20 protein-coding genes and 1 pseudogene are annotated in these 20,858 nt (G+C 62.6%); 13 read left to right on the plus strand and 8 right to left on the minus strand.

All coding sequences use genetic code 11. The features are described 5' to 3' along the window. The first annotated feature begins 47 nt into the window (after positions 1 to 47). Positions 48 to 1,049 carry a bile acid:sodium symporter family protein gene (locus tag AC1VON_RS11565; RefSeq protein ID WP_483122228.1) on the plus strand — a complete coding sequence of 334 codons (1,002 nt, stop codon included), beginning with the start codon at positions 48 to 50 and terminating at the stop codon, positions 1,047 to 1,049. Between the two features lie 225 nt (positions 1,050 to 1,274). Here AC1VON_RS11565 and AC1VON_RS11570 read toward each other — a convergent pair whose 3' ends face one another. Further along, positions 1,275 to 2,597, minus strand: coding sequence for an MFS transporter (locus AC1VON_RS11570; RefSeq protein WP_172352061.1), 1,323 nt, complete (start codon positions 2,595 to 2,597; stop codon positions 1,275 to 1,277). A gap of 214 nt (positions 2,598 to 2,811) precedes the next feature. Here AC1VON_RS11570 and cyoA point away from each other — a divergent pair, with 214 nt between their 5' ends. Genes cyoA through AC1VON_RS11605 form a run of 7 tightly spaced genes read left to right on the plus strand, consistent with a single transcriptional unit; the run spans position 2,812 to position 9,694 of the window. Beyond that, positions 2,812 to 3,999, plus strand: a complete 1,188-nt coding sequence (cyoA, locus tag AC1VON_RS11575; RefSeq protein WP_483122231.1) for a ubiquinol oxidase subunit II — start codon at positions 2,812 to 2,814, stop codon at positions 3,997 to 3,999. 3 nt (positions 4,000 to 4,002) lie between these two features. Next, positions 4,003 to 6,000 carry a cytochrome o ubiquinol oxidase subunit I gene (gene cyoB, locus AC1VON_RS11580; protein WP_172352059.1) on the plus strand — a complete coding sequence of 666 codons (1,998 nt, stop codon included), beginning with the start codon at positions 4,003 to 4,005 and terminating at the stop codon, positions 5,998 to 6,000. Between the two features lie 18 nt (positions 6,001 to 6,018). Beyond that, complete coding sequence (gene cyoC / locus AC1VON_RS11585) at positions 6,019 to 6,636, plus strand: cytochrome o ubiquinol oxidase subunit III (RefSeq protein WP_483126315.1); 618 nt, start codon at positions 6,019 to 6,021, stop codon at positions 6,634 to 6,636. Further along, the gene (gene cyoD / locus AC1VON_RS11590; protein ID WP_483122233.1) at positions 6,633 to 7,010 is read left to right on the plus strand and encodes a cytochrome o ubiquinol oxidase subunit IV; all 378 of its coding nucleotides are present in this window, start codon (positions 6,633 to 6,635) and stop codon (positions 7,008 to 7,010) included. Before cyoC ends, cyoD begins: the two co-directional genes overlap by 4 nt. Next, positions 7,007 to 7,819: an SURF1 family protein gene (locus tag AC1VON_RS11595; protein ID WP_483122235.1), complete on the plus strand. Its 813-nt coding sequence runs from the start codon at positions 7,007 to 7,009 to the stop codon at positions 7,817 to 7,819. The genes cyoD and AC1VON_RS11595 overlap by 4 nt, the downstream gene beginning before the upstream one ends. Further along, on the plus strand, positions 7,816 to 9,168 hold the full coding sequence (locus AC1VON_RS11600; RefSeq protein WP_483122237.1) for an ATP-binding protein: 1,353 nt from the start codon (positions 7,816 to 7,818) through the stop codon (positions 9,166 to 9,168). Before AC1VON_RS11595 ends, AC1VON_RS11600 begins: the two co-directional genes overlap by 4 nt. Beyond that, positions 9,158 to 9,694 carry a response regulator transcription factor gene (locus tag AC1VON_RS11605; RefSeq protein WP_483122238.1) on the plus strand — a complete coding sequence of 179 codons (537 nt, stop codon included), beginning with the start codon at positions 9,158 to 9,160 and terminating at the stop codon, positions 9,692 to 9,694. Before AC1VON_RS11600 ends, AC1VON_RS11605 begins: the two co-directional genes overlap by 11 nt. A gap of 2 nt (positions 9,695 to 9,696) precedes the next feature. On the opposite strand, the gene AC1VON_RS11610 is transcribed toward AC1VON_RS11605, so the two are convergent. After that, positions 9,697 to 10,266 (minus strand): GFA family protein, encoded by a 570-nt coding sequence (locus AC1VON_RS11610; RefSeq protein WP_483122240.1) that lies wholly within the window; start codon positions 10,264 to 10,266, stop codon positions 9,697 to 9,699. Between the two features lie 30 nt (positions 10,267 to 10,296). Here AC1VON_RS11610 and AC1VON_RS11615 point away from each other — a divergent pair, with 30 nt between their 5' ends. Next, positions 10,297 to 10,905: a cysteine hydrolase family protein gene (locus tag AC1VON_RS11615; protein WP_483122242.1), complete on the plus strand. Its 609-nt coding sequence runs from the start codon at positions 10,297 to 10,299 to the stop codon at positions 10,903 to 10,905. Positions 10,906 to 11,007: 102 nt separating this feature from the next. Continuing rightward, positions 11,008 to 12,270, plus strand: a complete 1,263-nt coding sequence (locus tag AC1VON_RS11620; protein WP_483122244.1) for a DUF763 domain-containing protein — start codon at positions 11,008 to 11,010, stop codon at positions 12,268 to 12,270. 34 nt (positions 12,271 to 12,304) lie between these two features. Here AC1VON_RS11620 and AC1VON_RS11625 read toward each other — a convergent pair whose 3' ends face one another. From AC1VON_RS11625 to AC1VON_RS11645, 5 genes and pseudogenes are all read right to left on the minus strand, one after another. Continuing rightward, positions 12,305 to 12,748, minus strand: a complete 444-nt coding sequence (locus tag AC1VON_RS11625; RefSeq protein ID WP_483122245.1) for a PPC domain-containing DNA-binding protein — start codon at positions 12,746 to 12,748, stop codon at positions 12,305 to 12,307. A gap of 57 nt (positions 12,749 to 12,805) precedes the next feature. After that, positions 12,806 to 13,122: pseudogene (locus tag AC1VON_RS11630) on the minus strand (plasmid stabilization protein). A gap of 102 nt (positions 13,123 to 13,224) precedes the next feature. After that, a complete protein-coding gene (locus AC1VON_RS11635) occupies positions 13,225 to 14,937 on the minus strand; it encodes an HAD family hydrolase (protein ID WP_483122247.1) in 1,713 nt (570 codons plus the stop codon). A gap of 11 nt (positions 14,938 to 14,948) precedes the next feature. Beyond that, entirely contained in the window at positions 14,949 to 15,914 is a 966-nt protein-coding gene (locus AC1VON_RS11640; protein WP_483122249.1) for an SDR family oxidoreductase, read from the minus strand. Positions 15,915 to 15,994: 80 nt separating this feature from the next. Next, the gene (locus AC1VON_RS11645; protein ID WP_483122251.1) at positions 15,995 to 16,261 is read right to left on the minus strand and encodes a KTSC domain-containing protein; all 267 of its coding nucleotides are present in this window, start codon (positions 16,259 to 16,261) and stop codon (positions 15,995 to 15,997) included. Positions 16,262 to 16,332: 71 nt separating this feature from the next. Here AC1VON_RS11645 and AC1VON_RS11650 point away from each other — a divergent pair, with 71 nt between their 5' ends. Then, positions 16,333 to 16,947: an alpha-ketoglutarate-dependent dioxygenase AlkB gene (locus AC1VON_RS11650; RefSeq protein ID WP_483122253.1), complete on the plus strand. Its 615-nt coding sequence runs from the start codon at positions 16,333 to 16,335 to the stop codon at positions 16,945 to 16,947. A gap of 41 nt (positions 16,948 to 16,988) precedes the next feature. Here AC1VON_RS11650 and AC1VON_RS11655 read toward each other — a convergent pair whose 3' ends face one another. Continuing rightward, on the minus strand, positions 16,989 to 17,774 hold the full coding sequence (locus AC1VON_RS11655) for an SDR family NAD(P)-dependent oxidoreductase (RefSeq protein WP_483122256.1): 786 nt from the start codon (positions 17,772 to 17,774) through the stop codon (positions 16,989 to 16,991). 101 nt (positions 17,775 to 17,875) lie between these two features. On the opposite strand from AC1VON_RS11655, the gene uxuA reads away from it, so the two are divergent. Next, positions 17,876 to 19,060 carry a mannonate dehydratase gene (gene uxuA, locus AC1VON_RS11660; protein ID WP_483122259.1) on the plus strand — a complete coding sequence of 395 codons (1,185 nt, stop codon included), beginning with the start codon at positions 17,876 to 17,878 and terminating at the stop codon, positions 19,058 to 19,060. Between the two features lie 254 nt (positions 19,061 to 19,314). Then, positions 19,315 to 20,754: an FAD-binding oxidoreductase gene (locus tag AC1VON_RS11665; protein ID WP_483122261.1), complete on the plus strand. Its 1,440-nt coding sequence runs from the start codon at positions 19,315 to 19,317 to the stop codon at positions 20,752 to 20,754. Positions 20,755 to 20,858 lie beyond the last annotated feature (104 nt).

Consider the following 20,858-nt stretch of genomic DNA (forward strand, 5'->3'; position numbering starts at 1 on the left):
CAATGCACGAAAAGACGGCGCTGAGCCTATTCTGGAGCTAACATGTCATGCGTCGCTTTCTGCCGGACTCCTTTCTGATCCTGCTGTTGTGCACCGTCGCGCTTGCGTCTGCCGCGCCAGCAACCGGGACGTTCGCGGGATGGTTCGCGGTTGCGACCAATTTTGCCGTGGCGCTTCTGTTTTTCCTGCATGGTGCGCGGCTATCGCGCGATGTCGTGGTTGCCGGCCTGATGCATTGGCGCCTGCACCTCGTCATCCTTCTGACGACCTTTGGCCTGTTCCCGCTGCTGGGTCTGGCGCTCGGCTATCTCCCTGCCTCGATCCTGCCCAAGCCGCTCTACCTCGGCATTCTTTTTCTGTGTGTCCTGCCCTCGACGGTCCAGTCCTCGATCGCGTTCACCTCGATGGCTGGTGGAAATGTCCCCGCGGCCATCTGCTCGGCTTCCGCCTCCAACATCTTCGGCATGTTCCTCACGCCCCTGCTCGTCGGATTGCTCTTCTCCATCGGCGGTCACGGCGGATTTTCATGGAATGCAGTGAGCCAGATCCTGGTGCAACTGCTCCTGCCCTTTGCGCTCGGACAACTGCTGGAACCGCGGATCGGCAACTGGATACGTTCTCGCAAGACGCTGCTGATGCCTGTCGATCGCGGTTCGATCCTAATGGTCGTCTATCTGGCCTTCAGCACGGCCGTCGCCGAGGGGCTATGGCATATGTTCTCGCTGCGCGATATCGCCGTGGTCGTTGTCGCCGACATGGTGCTGCTCGGCCTCGTGCTTCTGTTCACGGCCTATGGCAGCCGACTTCTCGGCTTCGACAAGGCCGACCAGATCACGATCACCTTCTGCGGCTCGAAGAAGAGCCTGGCGAGCGGCGTCCCGATGGCCAACGTCATCTTTGCCGGCCAGGGCGTCGGCGCGATCGTTCTGCCGCTGATGCTCTTCCACCAGATACAGCTCATGGTCTGCGCCATGATCGCCCAGAAATATGCCAGTGCGGCGCACCGGTCCGCCGTGCGGCAAGCCAAGCCGGCTGCTTCGGTGGCTTAGTTGGGTTTGCGTGTATAGCAGGAGGATCTCGCGCTGCGGAGGGCTTCATCCCGCGCGAGTTTGTCGGCCGGCGCCCAGCCTTCTATCGCGACACGGCCCGGCGGATCGCGTCCGGCCAGGTTCGTTACAGGGAGGATATCGTGGATGGCCTGGAGAATGCGCCGCATTGGGCGGGCAGGCGAGCATGGCAATGCGGCCTCATATCCGCAATCGAAGGCCCCTGGATTAATCGGCTTGACGATCCGCGGCAGGACGACGTCCGTCGATCCACAAGGCGAGCAATGTGCAAGCCGCGCCCGACAGCAGATAGGCGCCCGCGGCGATGAGGCCGAAATTGCCGGCGAGCAGCAGGGCCGCGAGCGGCGCGAAGCCGGCGCCGAACATCCACGCCAGATCCGAGGTTATTGCCGAGCCGGTGTAGCGATGTTGCCGGGAAAAACTCGAGGCGACGACGCCGGACGATTGCCCGAAACTCAGCCCCAGGAGGATGAAGCCCAGCACCATGAACAGGGCTTCGCCGACTGCGCCGCCATCCAGAAGCTGCGGGGCAAAGCCGCTGAACGTCGCGATGGCGATCGCCGAACCGCCAAGCAGCGCGCGGCGTCCAACGCGATCGGCCAGTGGCCCAGACGCGACGATGGCCGCAATGCCGAACAGTGCGCTCACCGCTTCGATCGCCAGGAAACGCGCCGGCCCTTCGTTGGTGAATAGGAACACCCAGGAGAGCGGAAACACCGTCACCATGTGGAACAGGGCGAAGCTTGCCAGTGGCACGAAGGCGCCGACGACGACGTTGCGGCCTTCGGCCCGGATCGTGTCCCTGATGCGCGTCGGCTGCAGGTCGCCGCTCTCGTACAGTTTCGAGAATTCAGGGGTGACGACAATGCGCAGCCGGGCGAACAAGGCGACCACATTGATGGCGAAGGCGACGAAGAAGGGATAGCGCCAGCCCCAGGTGAAGAAGTCGTCGGCCGACAGGTTGGCGACGAAGAAGGCGAAGAGGGAGCTTGCCACGATGAGGCCGATCGGGGCGCCCAACTGTGGGATCATGGCATAGAAGCCGCGCCGGTTCCGCGGCGCGTTCAGCGCCAGCAGGGAGGGCAGTCCGTCCCATGTTCCGCCTAGCGCCAGCCCCTGTCCGATGCGGGCAAGCGCCAAAAGCCACACCGCGACCGCACCGATGTCACCATAGGCAGGCAGAAACGCGATGGCCACGGTCGACGTGCCGAGCAGGAACAGCGCGATCGTCAGTTTCGCGCCGCGGCCATAGGCACGATCGATGGCCATGAACAGCATGGAGCCGAACGGGCGCGCGACGAAGGCCAGTGCGAAGATGCAAAAGGAATAGAGCGTTCCGACAAGCGGATCGTGCGTGGGAAACACCAGCTTGGGAAACACGATGACGGAGGCAATCGCATAGACGAAGAAGTCGAAGAATTCCGACGTCCTGCCGACAATCACGCCAACCGCGATATCGCCCGCGCTGACCTGGCCATGATGCGAGCCGATCAGCTCGCTGTTCGTCTCGGCAGTCGAAGTCTGAGCCATCTTATCCGTCGCCACCGCGTGGAATGAAGTGTCCGGGACCCAATTCTGGGGATTCCCCAAAGGTTCCATTGTGCGCTGCACACTGGGCCAAAGCCATGCCTTCTGGGCATTGGACAAATTGTCCAATGTCACCGCACCGCGGCGAGCAGTAGCCCTTGATTGATACCGCACTGCAACATGAACCGTTGCCGCGGTCCATCGAGGGCAGCGTTTGATGAAACGATTTGGAGCCTTGCTTCTGTTCCCCCTGGCCGGGTTGTTGAGCGGCTGCGATCTGGTCGTGCTCGCGCCCGCCGGCGATGTCGCGGTCCAGCAGCGCGACCTGCTCGTGGTCTCGACCCTGCTGATGCTGGTCATCATCGTGCCGGTCATGGCGCTGACCGTTTTTTTTGCCTGGCGCTACCGGCAATCCAACGCCTCGGCGACCTACGCGCCGGACTGGGACCATTCGACGAAACTGGAATTGGTGATCTGGGCTGCGCCCCTGCTGATCATCATATGTCTCGGGGCGCTGACCTGGCTCGGCACGCACCTGCTCGACCCATACCGCCGGATCGACCGGATCGAGCCCGGCCAGCCGGTCACGCAGAACCACAAGCCGCTCAAGGTTGAGGTCGTGGCGCTCGACTGGAAATGGCTGTTCATCTATCCAGACTACGGCATCGCCTCCGTCAACGAACTGGCGGCGCCGGTCAACCAGCCTATCGACTTCCGCATCACCTCGTCGGCGGTGATGAACTCCTTCTACATTCCGGCATTGGCCGGGCAGATCTATGCCATGCCCGGCATGGAAACGAAGCTGCACGCCGTCATCAACCGACCGGGCACCTATAGCGGCTTCTCGGCCAATTACAGCGGCGCCGGCTTTTCGGGGATGCGCTTTGCCTTCCACGGCCTGTCCGACGAGGCTTTCGACCAGTGGGTGGCGCAGAGCAAGACAGCCTCGGCGGCGCTCAACCGCGAGAACTATCTCGAACTCGAAAAGCCGAGCGAGAACGAGCCGGTCCGCCACTATGCCTCCGTCGATCCCGACCTTTACGGCGCCATCCTCAACCTGTGTGTCGAGCGCGGCAAGATGTGCATGAACGAGATGATGTCGATCGATGCCAAGGGTGGCCTTGGTCTTGCCGGTGTCCGCAACACGCTGCCGCTGCAATACGACAAGCTCGCCCGGCGCGGCGCGGTGTTCGGGAACGATCCGTCCTATGTCGCCAGCATCTGCACGGCGGAGGAAGCGGCTGCCGCGGCACGCGCCGCCAGCGACGCCACGCAGACGGATTGGCCGGCGAAGGATCTTTCCCGCTGCGCGGGGCGGGACTGCTCAGGCCCGGGACCGAGAGCCGTCGCGCCGAGGCGGATACGCCGTCGCTTGGCCTGTTGCGGCGGGAATTGTGAGAGATAGCCGATGCCCGATACGCTGACCAAGTTCATCTTCGGCCGTCTCACCTGGGACTCGCTGCCGCTGCACGAGCCGATCGTCGTGGCCACCTTCATCGCGGTGGCGCTTGGCGGCATCGCCCTTTTTGGCGCGATCACCTATTTCAAGCTGTGGACCTATCTGTGGCGTGAGTGGTTCACCAGCGTCGACCACAAGAAGATCGGCATCATGTACATGGTGCTCGGCCTCGTCATGCTGCTGCGCGGCTTCTCCGACGCCATCATGATGCGCCTGCAGCAGGCCATCGCCTTCAACGGTTCCGAGGGCTACCTCAATTCGCATCACTACGACCAGATCTTCACGGCGCACGGCGTGATCATGATCTTCTTCGTGGCGATGCCCTTCGTCACCGGGCTGATGAACTTCGTCGTGCCGCTGCAGATCGGCGCGCGCGACGTCTCCTTCCCCTTCCTCAACAACTTCAGCTTCTGGATGACGGTCGGCGGCGCGATCCTGGTCATGGCATCGCTGTTTGTCGGCGAATTCGCCCGCACAGGCTGGCTCGCCTATCCGCCGCTCTCCGGCATCGGCTACAGTCCCGACGTCGGCGTCGATTATTACATCTGGGCGCTGCAGGTGGCGGGCGTCGGTACGACGCTGTCGGGCATCAACCTCATCTGCACGATCATCAAGATGCGCGCGCCCGGCATGACGATGATGCGCATGCCTGTCTTCACCTGGACGTCGCTGTGCACCAACGTGCTCATCGTGGCGTCCTTTCCGGTGTTGACGGCGGTGCTCGCGCTGCTGTCGCTCGACCGCTATGTCGGCACCAACTTCTTCACCAACGACTTCGGCGGCAACCCGATGATGTATGTGAACCTCATCTGGATATGGGGTCACCCGGAAGTCTACATCCTCATCCTGCCGCTGTTCGGCGTCTTTTCCGAGGTCACCTCGACCTTCTCCGGCAAGCGCCTGTTCGGCTATACCTCGATGGTCTACGCCACGGTGGTCATCACCATCCTGTCGTACCTTGTCTGGCTGCACCACTTCTTCACCATGGGCTCCGGCGCCAGCGTCAATTCCTTCTTCGGCATCACCACGATGATCATCTCGATCCCGACCGGGGCGAAGATCTTCAACTGGCTGTTCACCATGTATCGCGGCCGCATCCGCTTCGAACTGCCGATGATGTGGACGGTGGCCTTCATGCTCACCTTCACCGTTGGCGGCATGACCGGCGTGCTGCTTGCCGTGCCGCCGGCCGACTTCGTGCTGCACAACAGCCTGTTCCTGATCGCGCATTTCCACAACGTCATCATCGGCGGCGTGCTGTTCGGCCTGTTCGCCGGCATTGCCTACTGGTGGCCCAAGGCCTTCGGGTTCAAGCTCGATCCGTTCTGGGGCAAGGTGTCGTTCTGGTGCTGGGTAGTCGGCTTCTGGTTTGCCTTCATGCCGCTCTACATACTCGGCCTGATGGGCGTGACGCGCCGCATGCGTGTCTTCGACGACCCTTCGCTGCAGATCTGGTTCGTCATCGCCGCCTTCGGCGCGGTGCTGATCGCCGTCGGCATTGCCGCCTTCCTGATCCAGATCTTCGTCTCCATCCGCAGGCGCGAGGCGCTCGCCGATCCGACGGGCGATCCCTGGGATGGCCGCACGCTCGAATGGTCGACGTCCTCGCCGCCTCCCGCCTACAATTTCGCCTTCACGCCTGTCGTGCGCGACAATGACGCCTGGTGGGACATGAAGAAGGCTGGCTACACCAGGCCGCTCTCAGGCTTCAGGCCGATCCACATGCCCAGCAATACCGGCACCGGCATCATCCTGGCAGCCTTCAGCGTCGCGCTCGGTTTCGGCATGATCTGGTACATCTGGTGGCTGGCGGCACTGAGCTTCGTCTGCCTCATAGCCACCGCGATCGGCCACACCTTCAACTATCACCGCGACTTCCACATTCCGGCTGCCGAGGTCACGCAGACGGAGGAGGCGAGGACGACGCTCCTCGCCGCTCAGGGCTAGGGTTCGAGCATGGCTTCGATGGCAACCGCGACCGGAACCGAACCGGTCTTTCACCTGGAAGAAGAGCATGCGCATGCCGAAGGCGGCAGCACCATGCTCGGCTTCTGGCTCTATTTGATGAGCGACTGCCTGATCTTCGCGATGCTTTTCGCGGCCTATGGCGTGCTCGGCGCCAACTACGCCGCGGGTCCGGCGCCCAAGGACCTGTTCGACCTCAATCTGGTGGCGGTCAACACCGCCATGCTGCTCTTCTCCTCGATCACCTATGGCTTTGCCATGCTGACCATGGACAAGGGCCGGATCGCGGCGACCCAGGCCTGGCTTGCGGTGACCGGCCTGTTCGGCCTGGCCTTCCTGTCCATCGAGCTCTACGAATTCACCCACATGATCCATGAAGGCGCCACACTGCAGCGCAGTGCCTTCCTGTCGTCCTTCTTCACCCTGGTCGGCACGCACGGGCTGCATGTCACCTTCGGCATTGTCTGGCTGGTGACGCTGATGACGCAAGTCGCCCGGTTCGGCCTCATCGAAGCCAACCGCCGCCGGCTGATGTGCCTCAGCATGTTCTGGCACTTCCTCGACGTCGTCTGGATCGGCGTCTTCACCTTTGTCTATCTGATGGGGATGTTGCGATGAGCGCCCATGATCATGCCGCCGATCACGGCCGCGCCCATGGCGGAGCCGCGCATGGATCGCTCAAGGGCTATCTGACCGGCTTCGTCCTGTCGGTGATCCTGACCGCCATCCCGTTCTGGCTGGTCATGACCGGCGCCCTCGACAACAAGCAGGCCACGGCGATCGTCATCATGGCCTTCGCCGCGGTGCAGATCGTGGTCCACATGATCTTCTTCCTGCATATGAACACCGCCTCGGAGGGCGGATGGTCGATGCTGGCCTTGATCTTCACGCTGATCCTGGTCGTCATCGTGCTGACCGGCTCGCTTTGGGTGATGTACCATCTCAACGCCAACATGATGCCGGGGCTTCACGACATGCGCGAGATGCCATGAGCCCGGCGCCGGGCGCGGGGAGGACCACTATCGAGATAGGGATCGGGCAGGCTGGCATCGGCTTGTCCGCCGCGCCGGACAGGGACGCCGGCAGGTCGCCAGCATCGCGATTTTTCCTTGTTTTGCTCGGCCTCCTCGGCGTGCTGGTGTTTGTTGGGCTCGGCATATGGCAACTGGAAAGGCGGGTCTGGAAGCTCGACCTGATCGCTCGCGTCGACCAACGTATCCATGCTCCGCTTGTAGATGCGCCTGGCCCAGGCAACTGGGACGGAATGACCGCAGCCAGCAGCGAATACAGCCATGTGCGACTGGCCGGGCGCTTTCTGGGCGGCGCCAACACGCTGGTGCAGGCGGTGACGGAGCTTGGCGGTGGCTATTGGGTGCTGACGCCCATGCGAACCGACAGCGGCTTTGTCGTGCTGGTCAATCGCGGCTTTATTCCCCAGGAGCGCAAGGCCGAATTTGAACGGGAGAGCGGCGGTTTTCCGTCGCCGGCCGTCGTTGACGGGTTGTTGCGCATGAGCGAGCCCGGCGGCGGCTTCCTGCGCAGCAACGATGCCGCGGCCAATCGCTGGTATTCGCGCGACGTCGCCGCCATCGCAACCGCGCGCGGGCTGACGGATGTCGCCCCGTATTTCGTCGATGCGGGAGCATCCGGTGACTGGCCGCGCGGCGGCCTGACCGTCGTGACTTTCCGCAACAGCCATCTGGTCTATGCTTTGACCTGGTTCACGCTCGCTGCGATGCTTGCCGCGGCCCTGGCCACGCCGATGATCGGTCGCCGCCGGCGGCAAGGACCGGCGAGATGAGCGTTCCGACCCAAATGCTCCGCAACGACAAATCCTTCGCGGCGGCATCCCTTGCTGGCAAGGGCGGCGCGGTCGCCAATCCCGACGCGGCGAACAGGAAGAACCTGCTCCTGCTCATCCAGCTGCGTTGGCTGGCGGTGGCGGGTCAGGTCCTCACCATTCTGGTGACGGAATACTGGTTCGATATCCCGCTTCCGTTGCCGGAGATGGCGGGCGTGGTGCTTTTCCTCGTCGGGCTGAACATCTTCAGCCTGCTCGCCCTGCGCGGTCAGCGTCCGATCAGCAACGCGCAACTGTTCGTCGCGCTCATTTTCGACATGGCGGCGCTGACGACCCAGCTTTACCTCAGCGGCGGCGCCTCGAACCCGTTCGTGTCGCTCTATCTGCTGCAGATCACGCTTGGCGCCGCGCTGCTGACACCTTGGTCCACCTGGAGCCTGGTGGCCGCCGCTTCCGCCTGCTTTGTCTTCCTCACCTTCCAGTTCCAGCCGATCGCGACCCCGCATCACGGCGGCAGCGACCTGCTGGTCCTGCATATCAGGGGCATGTTCATCTGCTTCGTGCTGGCGGCTGGCCTGATCGTGATCTTCATGACGCGCATCAATCGCAATCTGCGCGAACGTGATGCCTATCTCGCCGATCTGCGCCAGCGATCGGCCGAGGAGGACCACATTGTGCGCATGGGCCTGCTGGCGTCGGGCGCCGCGCATGAACTGGGCACGCCGCTGTCGACCATCTCCGTCATCCTCTCCGACTGGCGCCAGATGCGCAGCGTCACGCGCAACCGCGAACTTGCGGGGGACATGGCCGAAATGCAGGCGCAGATCGAGCGCTGCAAAAGCATCGTATCGGGCATCCTGATGTCTTCGGGGCAGGCGCGGGGCGAAGGCACGATCCGCACCAGCATCCGCCATTTCCTCGACGATCTTGTCCAGGAATGGCGTGTCAGTCGCCAGCCGCTCAACCTGCAATACAGCAACGATTTCGAACCCGACGAGCAGATCGTTTCCGACACGGCGCTGAAGCAGGTCATCTTCAACGTCTTCGACAACGCCCAGGAAGCATCGCAGGATTGGGTCGACGTCACCGCCGAGCGGCAGGGCGAGAAACTGGTGATTTCCGTGCGTGATCGCGGGCCGGGTTTTGACCAGGGTATACTGGCCGCGCTCGGCCAGCCCTATATGTCGAGCAAGGGACGACCGGGCGGTGGCCTTGGTCTTTTCCTGGTCGTCAACGTGGTTCGAAAGCTCGGCGGCGACTTTTCTGCGCGCAACATGGAGCAGGGCGCCTGTGTTACCCTATCGCTGCCGCTGGCGGCGCTGACCGATGGAGATGATCATGCGGCCTGATCGATCCCTGTTTATCGTCGAGGACGACGCCACCTTCGCGAAAACGCTGAAGCGCTCTTTCGAAAAGCGCGACTACGACGTCATGGTCTGCCACGGCAGGGAAGATTTGGCTCGCGCCCTCGAAAAAGCCGTTCCGGCTTACGCCGTCGTTGATCTCAAGCTTGGCGCCGGGGGCTCGGGGCTGGAGTGCGTCAAGCTGCTCAGCGCTCGCGATGCTTCGATGAAGATTGTCGTGCTGACTGGCTTTGCCAGCATCGCCACGGCGGTCGAGGCGATCAAGCTCGGCGCATGCCATTATCTGGCCAAACCCGCCAACACCGACGATATCGAAGCCGCCTTCGGCCGTGCCGAGGGCGATGTTTCTGTTTCGCTGAGCAGTCGTCCCACCTCGATCAAGAATCTCGAATGGGAACGCATCCATGAAACGCTCGTCGAGACCGGCTTCAACATCTCCGAAACCGCGCGTCGGCTCGGCCTGCACCGGCGCACCTTGGCCCGCAAGCTCGAAAAACGCGTGGTGAGATAGCTCTACCATCGTTCTTCAGTGTCGTGGTGCGGCAGATCTATTCCGCAGCAAACCCAGCTAAGCCACTGGCTTGATCTATAATTGTAGTGGGGCTGCAGCGAGGCCGGATCGTCGAACGTGCCGACATGCAACGCTACTTCGTTGGGCGATGCGTCATAGGTCAGGCTGAGCGGCGATCCACAGGCTGAACAGAATCCCCTTTGGGCAATCGGCGATGACCTGCGGCAGTTCGGCTCCGCGCCGGTCCAGGTCAGGCTCTGAGATGGCACCCACGCCAGAACCGCGAACGCGCTGCCTGTTGCTCGCCGGCACATATCGCAATGGCAGTAGTGCACCCTCGGTTCGCTTCGAACATTGAAGCGAACCCTACCGCAGAGACATCCGCCGCTCAGCGTCATCTTGGCGGCAACCCTGAAACAATGCGGCCCCGCGGCCCCTCCGATGGTCTCATCCGAATGCCTCCGTTCACGCAACGGAAACGTTGATCGGTTGCGTTGGTTGCTGCGGGCACCCAGGAACGAGTCCCCGCTTGTGACGTTCCAGTGTCCTGGACGGCAATGGGAGAAGTCCATGAGAAAGCGCCACCGGTCGGAGATGCCTTGATGTCGGTGCCGGGCTTGGCATATGGGCCGTTGGGTCGCGGATGCATGCACGTCTGCGTGGATATGCAGCGGCTGTTTGCCGAACCGTCGCCGTGGGCGACGCCCTGGATCAGGCGTATCCTGCCGCAGATTGAGAGACTGGTCGAGACACGAGCGAAACAGACGGTCTTCACGCGCTTCCTGCCTGCGCAAAAGCCGGGGCGGGGTGTTGGTACATGGAAGCGCTACTACGAGCGCTGGGCCTCGATGGCGATCGACAATATCGGTCCGGAAATGGTCGAGTTGTTGCCGTCATTGGCTGCTTGCTGTCCGCCCGCGGCGGTCATCGACAAACATATCTATTCGCCCTGGTTTGAAGGCCGTCTTCGAGCCTTTCTGATGGAACACGAGATCGATACGCTGGTCATCACTGGAGGTGAAACAGACGTGTGTGTCCTGGCCACGGTGCTCGGCGCCATCGATTTCGGCTATCGTGTTGTGCTCGTCACGGACGCGCTGTGCAGTTCTTCCGATGCAACGCATGACGCCTTGCTCACCGTCTATCACCAACGTTTTGCGCAGCAGGTCGAAACGGTCGAGATGGAGACGGTTCTTTCGAACTGGACTTGATGGCACCAGGCGTCGAGGAGGCAGAAGCCTAAGGTGCTTCTTCGCGCGAACTCGGATACCTATCTATCGAGACAGGACAGACAGCGGGAACAGGCAACAGAATTGGCGCAACGATCGGGCAGTGCTGATCTTCCACTTCACGGCGGGCGCGTGCCGAAATGGCTGGGCGACCGCATGACGCGTCTTGGCGCCGTCATGTGCGAGGCGATCATTCATCACTATGGTCGCAATGAGCTGCTAAGGCGGCTTGCGCATCCTTTCTGGTTCCAGTCCTTCGGCGCCGTGATGGGCATGGACTGGCATTCCTCCGGCATCACGACCAGCGTCGTCGGCGCCTTGAAACGCGGTCTGACGCCGCTGTCGGGCGAACTCGGCATTCATGTCTGCGGCGGCCGTGGCGCGCATTCGCGCAAGACCCCGCATGAACTCGCCGTCATCGGCGAGCGGATCGGCTTCGACGGAGCACGCCTGGCAACCGTCAGCCGGCTGGTCGCCAAGGTGGATAGTGCCGCTGTTCAGGATGGCTTCGACCTCTACCTGCACGGCTTCATCGTCACCGATGACGGCGACTGGGTGGTGGTGCAGCAAGGCATGAATGGCGACAGCAAGGTGGCGCGCCGCTACCATTGGCTGTCCGAGGGTCTGAAGAGTTTTGTCGATCAGCCGCACGCCGCGATCGAGGGCGCCAACCAGGGCGAGATCGTCAATCTGACCGACCATCGCGCCGAGGCCTCGCGTCAAGGACAGCTGGATCTGCTCCACGACCTTGGGCCGGACCGCATTCTGCGCGAGTTCGCTGCCTTGGACCCCGGCACCGCATCTGCTCCCGAGCAGCCTCTGCTGCCGCATCTGGTCATGCCGGCCCACCATGATGTTCGCGAAAGCGATGTCGTGATGCGTCGTCTTCATGGGAACATGGCGGCCGCCGCCGAACGCGGCCCGGAGGATTTTTCCGAGCTTCTGCTGGTTCCCGGCGTCGGCGCGCGCACGGTGCGCGCGCTGGCCCTCGTCGCCGAAGTGGTGCATGGCGCGCCGTGCCGTTTTTCCGATCCCGGCCGGTTCTCGCTGGCACATGGCGGCAAGGACAGGCACCCGTTCCCAGTTCCGCTCAAGGTCTATGACGAAACAATCGGCGTGCTGAAGTCGGCCGTGCAAAAGGCCAAGCTTGGTCGTGAGGAAGAAGTCGGCGCGCTGAGGCGGCTCGACGATCAGTCGCGGCAGGTCGAGCGATACGTCACCGGTCCCAGCCTGAAGGAAATCATCGCCGGCGAATTCGACCAGTCGCATCTGCTTGGCGGCCGCAGTGTCTTTGGTTGGGAACCGGCGCCGGACAAGGCGCCGGCGGAACACAACAAAACGGCATGAGGCCAGGCTGCCCTCTGCTGTCCGAATTCGAAAATCACTCGTTCAGATCGATCAACGCCACGCCCAATTCCGGACGTCTGCTGCGGCGCAGGTGGCCGGGAGCCTCCACCAGGGTCATTTCGAGCGTCGGTTGCACGATGGCCTCGAGCAGGTGCCCGCCGCGGGTCGTGCCGTCGCTCAATCCCAACACCGTATGGATGTGGAGGCTGGGCTTGCCGTCGTCGCCCAGCGCCACATCGCCGATAGCGCTCAGCACTTCGCATTGTTCATCGATCGGGATTTTGCGGTAGGTCTTCGCATTGGGGTCGAACCAGCCCACGATCGCTCTTTCAAAGGCGCCGATCGCTGTCAGGGAAGCACTGCCGACCCCTTGGTCGATCGCGAAGGAGGTCACCGCGCCGAACGCTTCCTCGCCGGGGTCGAGCACCACGACGAAAGTTCGCTGTCCGCTGGTCTCGTTGACGAGTCGCGATTTCATGCCTGTGCTCTCATCGTGGCGGCCTTTCAAGACAAGCCAAACGGGTGGTCGTCGAGATCAATGGGCGTGATGCTCGGCATTCCGCTTGCGCGTTGCCGCGGCTTTCCTCGCCGATTCCGACCGGCTTGTGGCGGAGCGTGAGGCCGATGCCTTGCCGCCGCTCGTGCCGCCCTTGTGTGCGGCCGGGTGACCGGTGTGCTTGCCGCGCCGGAGCCGCCTTCCTTCTTGCCGCCGCCGTCATCCTTGTTGACGGTGGCCCAGGCACGGCGTTCGGCCTCTTTCTCCGAGACGCCGCGCTTCTCGTAGCCTTCCGCAATATGGTCGGCTTTGCGTTCCTGCTTGTCGGTGTACTTCGATTTGTCGCCTCGTGGCATGGCCGTGTCTCCTGTTGAACAGGGTCTGAACGTGAAGCCGACGGGTGAGTTCCAAGCGATGCCTGAAAAGCGCATGAACAGGCAGGGCAGACGCGTCGCGCGCTAGTCTTCCGGTGCCGTGGCGGGAGCCGTGTAGCGGCGGCGCACTGCATCCAGCACACGCTTGCGGCTCTCCTCGGCCGAGAGCTTTTTATCGTTCTCAGCCTCGGAGGTTTCCCGCGCCAGATCCTTGTCCCTGATCTGATTGCGGAACCATTTGGAATAGTCGCCGGCACGCAGGTGGAACTCCCAGGTCTTGTCGTCGATGCCCTCGGCGATCTGAGCGAAAATCATCAGATTGTGGGCTCTGAGATTCATCGCATCGTCGGGGCCGTGGAAATAGAAACTGCCCGCCTCATCGAGTTGCCCTTCGGCATATTTGCGGCTGTGCCGCTTGAGCGATTGGCGCGGTTCGATAACCTTGACCTTGGCGATCTTCTTGCGCTTCTGCGGTCGCCAGAACAGCACGCGCTCGCCCTTGGGCGAGGCCACGTCCTTTGGCGGGTCGATGCCAGTCTCGTGGCAGAAAGCCTTGACGACATCCTTCGCCTTCGGGCCTAGAGCGATGATGGCGGTCACTAGGCGCAGCGCGTCGGTCGAGATCGCTTCGGGATGCACTGTGATCAGAACCGTGCCCGGCAATTCCAGGGACAGGACCGCGCGTGTATCGTCGCGCCGCTTGGGCAGAAGATGGTGCGCTTCGTCGATGACGAGCCAGTGCGGCCTTGCCGTTCGACGCCGAAAACTGCCGAGCCCGGGCAGCAGGTCGGCGAAGAAGTCCGGCCGTTCATTGACGCGCAGCGCCAGCCCGTTGACGACGACATTGCTGTCGGCTTTCTCGATGAGGTCCAGCACTTGTGCCTTGGTCGGCGCGCTCGAGCCGTCGCCCAGACGCACGGCGCCTTCGAGCCCGTCATAATCGCCCTCGGGATCGAAGATGCAGAATTGAAACCCGCTCTCGACGAAGCGTTCCGTCAGCGCGGTGGCCAGGGTGGATTTGCCGATGCCGGAACTGCCGGCGATGAGGACCGTGTCGGTTGGCGACAGATAGATATCGTCGCCGCCGGCGGAGCCGAGCACGATGCCGTCATGCCGCCTTGGCAGGATGTCATGATCGCGCTTGATCAGTCGGTCGACCAGTTCCTCCACGCCTTTCCCGCGTGCGCCACGCGTGACCAGGTCCGCAGTGGCCTTGACCGCGGGAATTGCATTGTCGACGGCGACGCTGCAGCCGCAGGCCTTCAGGAAAGCATGGTCATTCTCGGCGTCGCCGACACCGACCACATTGTGTGGCGACAGCCGGAGATCCTGCAGTGCCGCGGCCAGCCCGGTGGCCTTGTTGATGCCGCTCGGCAGGATCATCACCGCGCCCTTGTTGAAGATGATTTCCAGTCCGAGCCCCATCTTCTTGATGATTTCGAGCACCGTTGCCTGATGCGGCTCCCAGGTGGCGACGATCGACCGGCCGACCGAAAGCGGCTTGACGCCCTGCTTCTTCAATCTGGCGACGAATTTAGGATCGGGCGATGGCGAGATCACCCGCTCTTCCTCACTTGCCGGCGTGTAGATCAGCGCTCCATTCTCGGCGACCACCTTGTCGAACAGGCCGATCTCGGGAAAGACGCGCTTGAGGTCGGGCAGTTCGCGCCCCGTGACGAGCACCAGCTTGCGGCCGCTTTTCTTGAACCGCTCTAAGGAGGACAGCGTCTTCCTGGAGACGATCCCGTCATGCGCCAGCGTGCCGTCGTAGTCCGTCGCCAATGCGATGAAATACATCGCACGGGACCTCAATAGCCGCCGATCACGGGCAATATCTCGCCCGTGATGTAGCTCGAGCAATGCGGCGAGGCGAGAAACACATAGGCCGGTGCGAGTTCTTCCGGCTGCGCCGGCCGCTTCATCGGTGTGTCCGCGCCGAACTTCGAAACGTCGTCGGCCTCCTTGTCCGAAGGATTGAGCGGGGTCCATACCGGACCCGGTGCAACCGCGTTCACCCGTATGCCCTTGCCGAGTAGATTGCCGGAAAGGGCTCGCGTGAAGGCATGGATGCCGCCCTTGGTCATGGAGTAGTCGACCAGTGCTTTCGACCCGTCTATGCCGGTGACCGAGCCGGTGTTGATGATGGCCGAGCCCGGCTTCATATGCGGCACCGCTTCCTGCGCCATATGGAAATAACCGTAGAGGTTCGTCTTCAGCGTCGTATCGAAATGCTCTTCGGTTAATTCGCCGAACTCTTTCGAATGGATCTGGAAAGCCGCGTTGTTGACGAGCACGTCGATGCGGCCGAATGCCTTGACCGTTTGCGCCACCGCATTGCGGCATTGGTCGCGTTCGCTGACGTCGGCTTTCACCAGGATGCAGCGCCGCCCTTCTGATTCGACGGCGGATTTTGTCGCCTTGGCATCCTTGTCTTCGGCCAGATAGACGATGGCGATGTCCGCGCCCTCGCGAGCGAACAGAACCGCCACCGAGCGGCCGATGCCGGAATCGCCACCCGTGATGAGAGCGACTTTGTCTTCGAGCTTTTTCGACCCGAGGTAAAAGGGCGCATCGTAAAGCGGCGCCGGTTCGAGCGCCCATTCATGCCCCGGTTTGGATTGGTGCTGCTCGGGGAAGGGCGGCTCCGGGTATTGTCGGGCGCCGGCCTGCATGGCGTGCTCAGCCTTGCCGTGCTCCTTCGATCTGTCCTTGGCATCGATGCCGCGCTGGATGTGACGTTGCTTGGCGGCTTCGCTGGCTGTCTTGTTCTGCATGGCTGTCTCCTCGGCTTCGAGGAAGAACAACGCATGTCAGGCAAAAAGGTTTGCGCAAAAGATCATCATGCCCCCGCGCATCATGCCACGCGGCGGTAGCTGTAGTGATCGCGGATAAATTCATTGAAGAAGCGGCCTTTCGAGGAAGCCCTCCTGAAAGCGGCATAGGTTGCCGGGGCAACGTCCGCGTAATCATAGCGATGGCCGCTCGGCACGAACCAGACGGAGAGGGTTCTGGTCGCGGGATCGTATTGTGTGTTCCGGATCGCGGTCGACGGCATCTTGGCACCTGACTGCTCAGCCGGATAACCCGCCAGCCATGGGTCCGGTTCCCTGCCGTTGCCCATCGCATCGCCCGTCCGCACGCGAGCACGGGCTCCGTATTGCCTTGCGGTCCAGCCTTCACCATCTAGGCGGGATGTCGTCGCTCAAATCGAAAGCCACCGGCCGCACTCCGGTGCTCCAGCATGATCTCTTTGGTGCCGCGGAGGATCTGCCCGAAGGTTTTGCCTACCAGCCCGGATTGATCACGCCGCGGGAAGAGACGGAGCTTGCCCTGCATCTCGAGGGACTGCCGTTCCAGGCGTTCGATTTCCATGGCCATCTGGCAAACCGTCGGGTCGTCGGTTTCGGTCTGCGCTATGATTATGACCGTCGCGAAGTCGTCGAGGCGCCGCCGATCCCCGACTTCCTGCTGCCTTTGCGTGAGCAGGTCGCGGCCTTTGCGCGCCGGCCTGCCGAGGCCTTCGCGCAGGTGCTGATCAATGAATACCGGCCTGGCGCCGGTATAGGCTGGCATCGCGACAAGCCGCATTTCGAGGATGTCGCCGGCGTTTCCCTGCTGGCGCCCTGCAGCTTTCGGCTGCGGCGAAAGCATGGTGACAAATGGGAGCGTCGGACCATCGTCGTCGAGCCACGGTCGGCCTATCTCATGACCGGGTCTTCACGCACGGAGTGGGAGCACAGCATCCCGCCGGTTGCCGAGCATCGCTACTCGATCACCTTGCGGACGCTGCAGTCTCAAAACCCCTGAGCATCGCGCCGGCGGTGAAAGCAAGGCCGATCGTCCTCGTTCTACTTCACACCAATGCCGGCGGTCAGGCCGCCATCGATCTTGTAGTCCGCGCCGGTGCAGAAGCCGGCCTTGGACGAGCACAGGAAGGCGATCAGCTCCGCCACCTCCTCTGGCTCGCCGATGCGGCCAAGCGGATGGGCCGCGCCGAAGCGCCTGTAGGCCTCTTCGACGTCGGCATCGCTGCCATGGTCGCCGCGCGCGGCCTTTTCGAGGATCGGCGTGCGGATCGAGCCCGGGCTGACCGAATTCACCCTTATGCCTGATGCAGCGTAGTCGAGCGCCAGCGAGCGGGTCAGCGTATGGATGGCCCCCTTGGTCGTGGCATAGGCGGCGACGTTCTGCTGGCAGGCGAAGCCTTGCACCGAAGCGACGTTGACGATGGCGCCGCCGCCGCGCTTGATCATTTCCGGAATGCCGAAATGGGCAGTGAGATAGATCGAGCCGACATTGACGGTCATCGCCCGGTTCCAGGTTTCCCAGTCGGTCGTCGTCGCGGTTCCATAGGGATGCACCGCGGCGGAATTGACGATGACGTCGATGCCGCCGAATTTCGCGACGCCTGTCGCGACCGCGTCGCGGACCTGATCGGAAACGGAGACGTCGACCGTTTGCACCAGCGCGTCCGTTCCGGCCTTGGCAAGGCTTTCCTGCATGGCTGCATTGGCGACCCGGTCGATGCCGCAGGTGATGATCGCCGCACCCCCCTGCGCCAGCCGTCTTGCGGTGGCGAGCGCGATGCCGGTCGTCCCCGTCACCAATGCCACCTTGCCGTCGAAATCCTTCATCGCGGAAGCTCCTTCATGCGCTATCAAAACCCGGTTCTGAGTTTGACACTCATCGGAGTCAAACAATAGGTTGCCGGTCTCTCGCAAAAAGGAAAGTTGCAATGGAACAGTGTTGGCGCTGGTATGGTCCGGATGATCCGGTGACGCTTGAGCATGTCAGGCAGGCTGGCGCTACCGGCGTGGTTTCGGCGCTTCACCACATCTATGATGGCAGGGCCTGGCCTGAAGCCGATGTGCTCGAGCGCAAGCGCATCATCGAAGCCGCCGGGCTGACATGGTCTGTCGTCGAGAGCATCCCGGTCCACAATTCCTTCAAGATCGGCGCGCCCGAACGCGAGCGCTACGTCGGCTACTACCGCGACAGCATCCGCACGCTTGCCAAGGCCGGCATCAAAACGATCTGCTATAATTTCATGCCGGTGGTGGACTGGACGCGCACCGACCTCATGTATCGCCTGCCGACAACCGGCTATGCCTTGCGTTTCGATGCCATCGATTTTGCCGCCTATGACCTTTTCGTTCTGCAGCGCAAGGACGGCGCGGCCAGCTATACGCCGGCGCGTATCGCCGAGGCCGAGAAGCGCCTGAAGGCGCTGACATCGGAGCAGGTCGACCAGATCGAGCGCAACCTCATCGCCGGCCTGCCGGCAACCGAGCGCAAGTATGATCGCGACAGTTTCCGCGCGGCCTTGGCCGAGTATGACGGGATCGGGCCGAAGGAGTTGCGCGATAACCTCGCCTGGTTCCTGCGCGAGATCATTCCGGTGGCGGAAGAGGAAGGGGTACGCATGTGCATCCATCCCGACGACCCGCCCTTCTCGCTCTACGGCTTGCCGCGCGTCGTCTCCACCGCGCAGGATGCGCGTTTCATCCTCGACGCCGTCGACAGCCCGGCCAATGGCCTGACCTTCTGCACCGGCTCCTATGGAACGCGCGCCGATAACGACATTGTCGCCATGATCAAGGAATTCGCCGACCGCATCCATTTCGTCCATCTGCGCAACATCACCATCGAGGAAGACGGCTCGTTCTACGAAGCCGAGCATCTCGAGGGTGGCACCGACATGGCGCAGGTCATCCTCGCTCTGATGCAGGAGGAGGCACGCCGCCGCAAGGAAGGGCGCGCCGACTGGCGCATCCCGATGCGGCCGGACCATGGCCACCTGCTGGCCGACGATATCGGCAAGAAGAAGATCAATCCCGGCTACTCGCTGATCGGCCGGCTGAAAGGCCTCGCCGAACTGCGCGGCATCATGCGCGCCGTGGAGACGTTCGGGTTGGCTTGACGAGCACGAAGCCTAGTGCCTGCGCTTGTCGGATTGCGCACGACATGGATCGCCGCGATCTTTCCGTCCTCGATGTTGGCGCAGCCATCGTCCGCCAAGCGCGCAGTCTCGCCAGTTCGATGGGGCTGCGCTCGAGGCTGGCGGCGGCCCACCATCTGGCTCAAAGCCTGCATAAACTTGCGCGACATCTAATATGGGAGCAGAATTGAAGGCGTTTGAAGGAGAACGGCTCATAAGCAAATCGGGAGGAAACCATGAACAGCATGAGCCTCACCACGCTTGATCGCGGCAAGACGACAGTCGACGCCGCAGCCATCGAAGTGCTTTCCGCACAATTGCGCGGCACACTGCTTCAGCAGGGAGACGCAACCTACAACGAAGCCCGCACCATCTGGAATGCCACGGTCGACCGACGGCCTGGGCTGATTGTGTGTTGTGTCGGCGCCTCCGACGTCATCCGTGCCGTGAATTTCGCCAGGGAAAACAGGCTTCTTGTCTCCGTGCGTGGCGGCGGCCATAACATTGCCGGCAGCGCCGTCTGCGACGGCGGTCTGATGATCGATCTGTCGCCGATGAAGTCGGTGCGGGTCGATCCCGCCGCACAGCGGGCATGGGTCGGACCTGGCGCTACGCTTGCCGATGTCGACCGCGAAACGCAGGCCTTTGGGCTGGTGGTGCCGACAGGTATCAATTCGACCACCGGCATATCAGGCCTGACCCTGGGCGGTGGCTTTGGCTGGATCACTCGCAAATTCGGCCTGACCATCGACAATCTTGTCTCCGCCGATGTGGTCACCGCCGACGGCAAGTTGCTGCGCGCCAGCGAGACGGAAAATCCGGACCTGTTCTGGGCGCTGCGTGGCGGCGGCGGCAATTTCGGCATTGTCACGGCATTCGAGTTTCAGCTTCACCAGATGGGTCCGCAGGTTCTGTCGGGGCTTGTCGTCCATCCTTTCGCCGATGCCGAGAAGGTGCTGGAGGAGTACCGCGACGCGCTCGAAACGGCGCCCGACGAACTGACCTGCTGGGTGGTCATGCGGCAAGCGCCGCCGCTGCCCTTCCTGCCGACCGAGTGGCATGGCAAGGATGTTCTGGTGCTGGCCATGTGCTATTGCGGCGATCTCCAGGCAGGTGAAAAGGCGACGAAGAGGCTTCGCGCCATCGGCTCGCCGATTGCCGATGTCGTCGGCCCCAATCCGTTCACCGGCTGGCAGCAGGCATTCGACCCATTGCTCACCCCCGGCGCCCGCAACTACTGGAAGAGCCATGACTTCACCGAGCTTTCCGACAGGGCAGCCGAGATCGTCACCGAAGCTATACGTGAGCTTCCTGGCCCGGAATGCGAGATATTCATCGGTCATGTCGGCGGTGCGGCGGGCCGTGTGGCGCAGAACGCAACGGCGTTTCCGCAACGCAGCTCCCACTTCGTCATGAATGTCCATGCCCGCTGGCGCGAACCGGCGATGGACAGGGCCTGCATCGGTTGGGCGCGCAGCCTCTATGAGGCGGCCAAACCGTATGCTGCGGGCACGGCTTATGTGAACTTCATGCCTGAGGACGAGGTCGACCGGGTCGAAGCGGCCTATGGCGGCAATTACCAGCGGCTTCTGGAGATCAAGCAGCGCTATGACCCGCTGAACATGTTCCGCATGAACCAGAACTTGCGGCCGAAGCAAAGCCAGCGCGCCGCCTGAGCCGGCCGCGTTGCAGTGACGAAAAGCCCGTGCCTCGGCTAGAGGCGCGGGCTTTCGCAGCGCGATAGGTCGTGGCTCTTCCGTTCATGCCTCAAGAGATAGGA

The organism is Mesorhizobium sp. HAY1-8B (genome assembly GCF_056868045.1).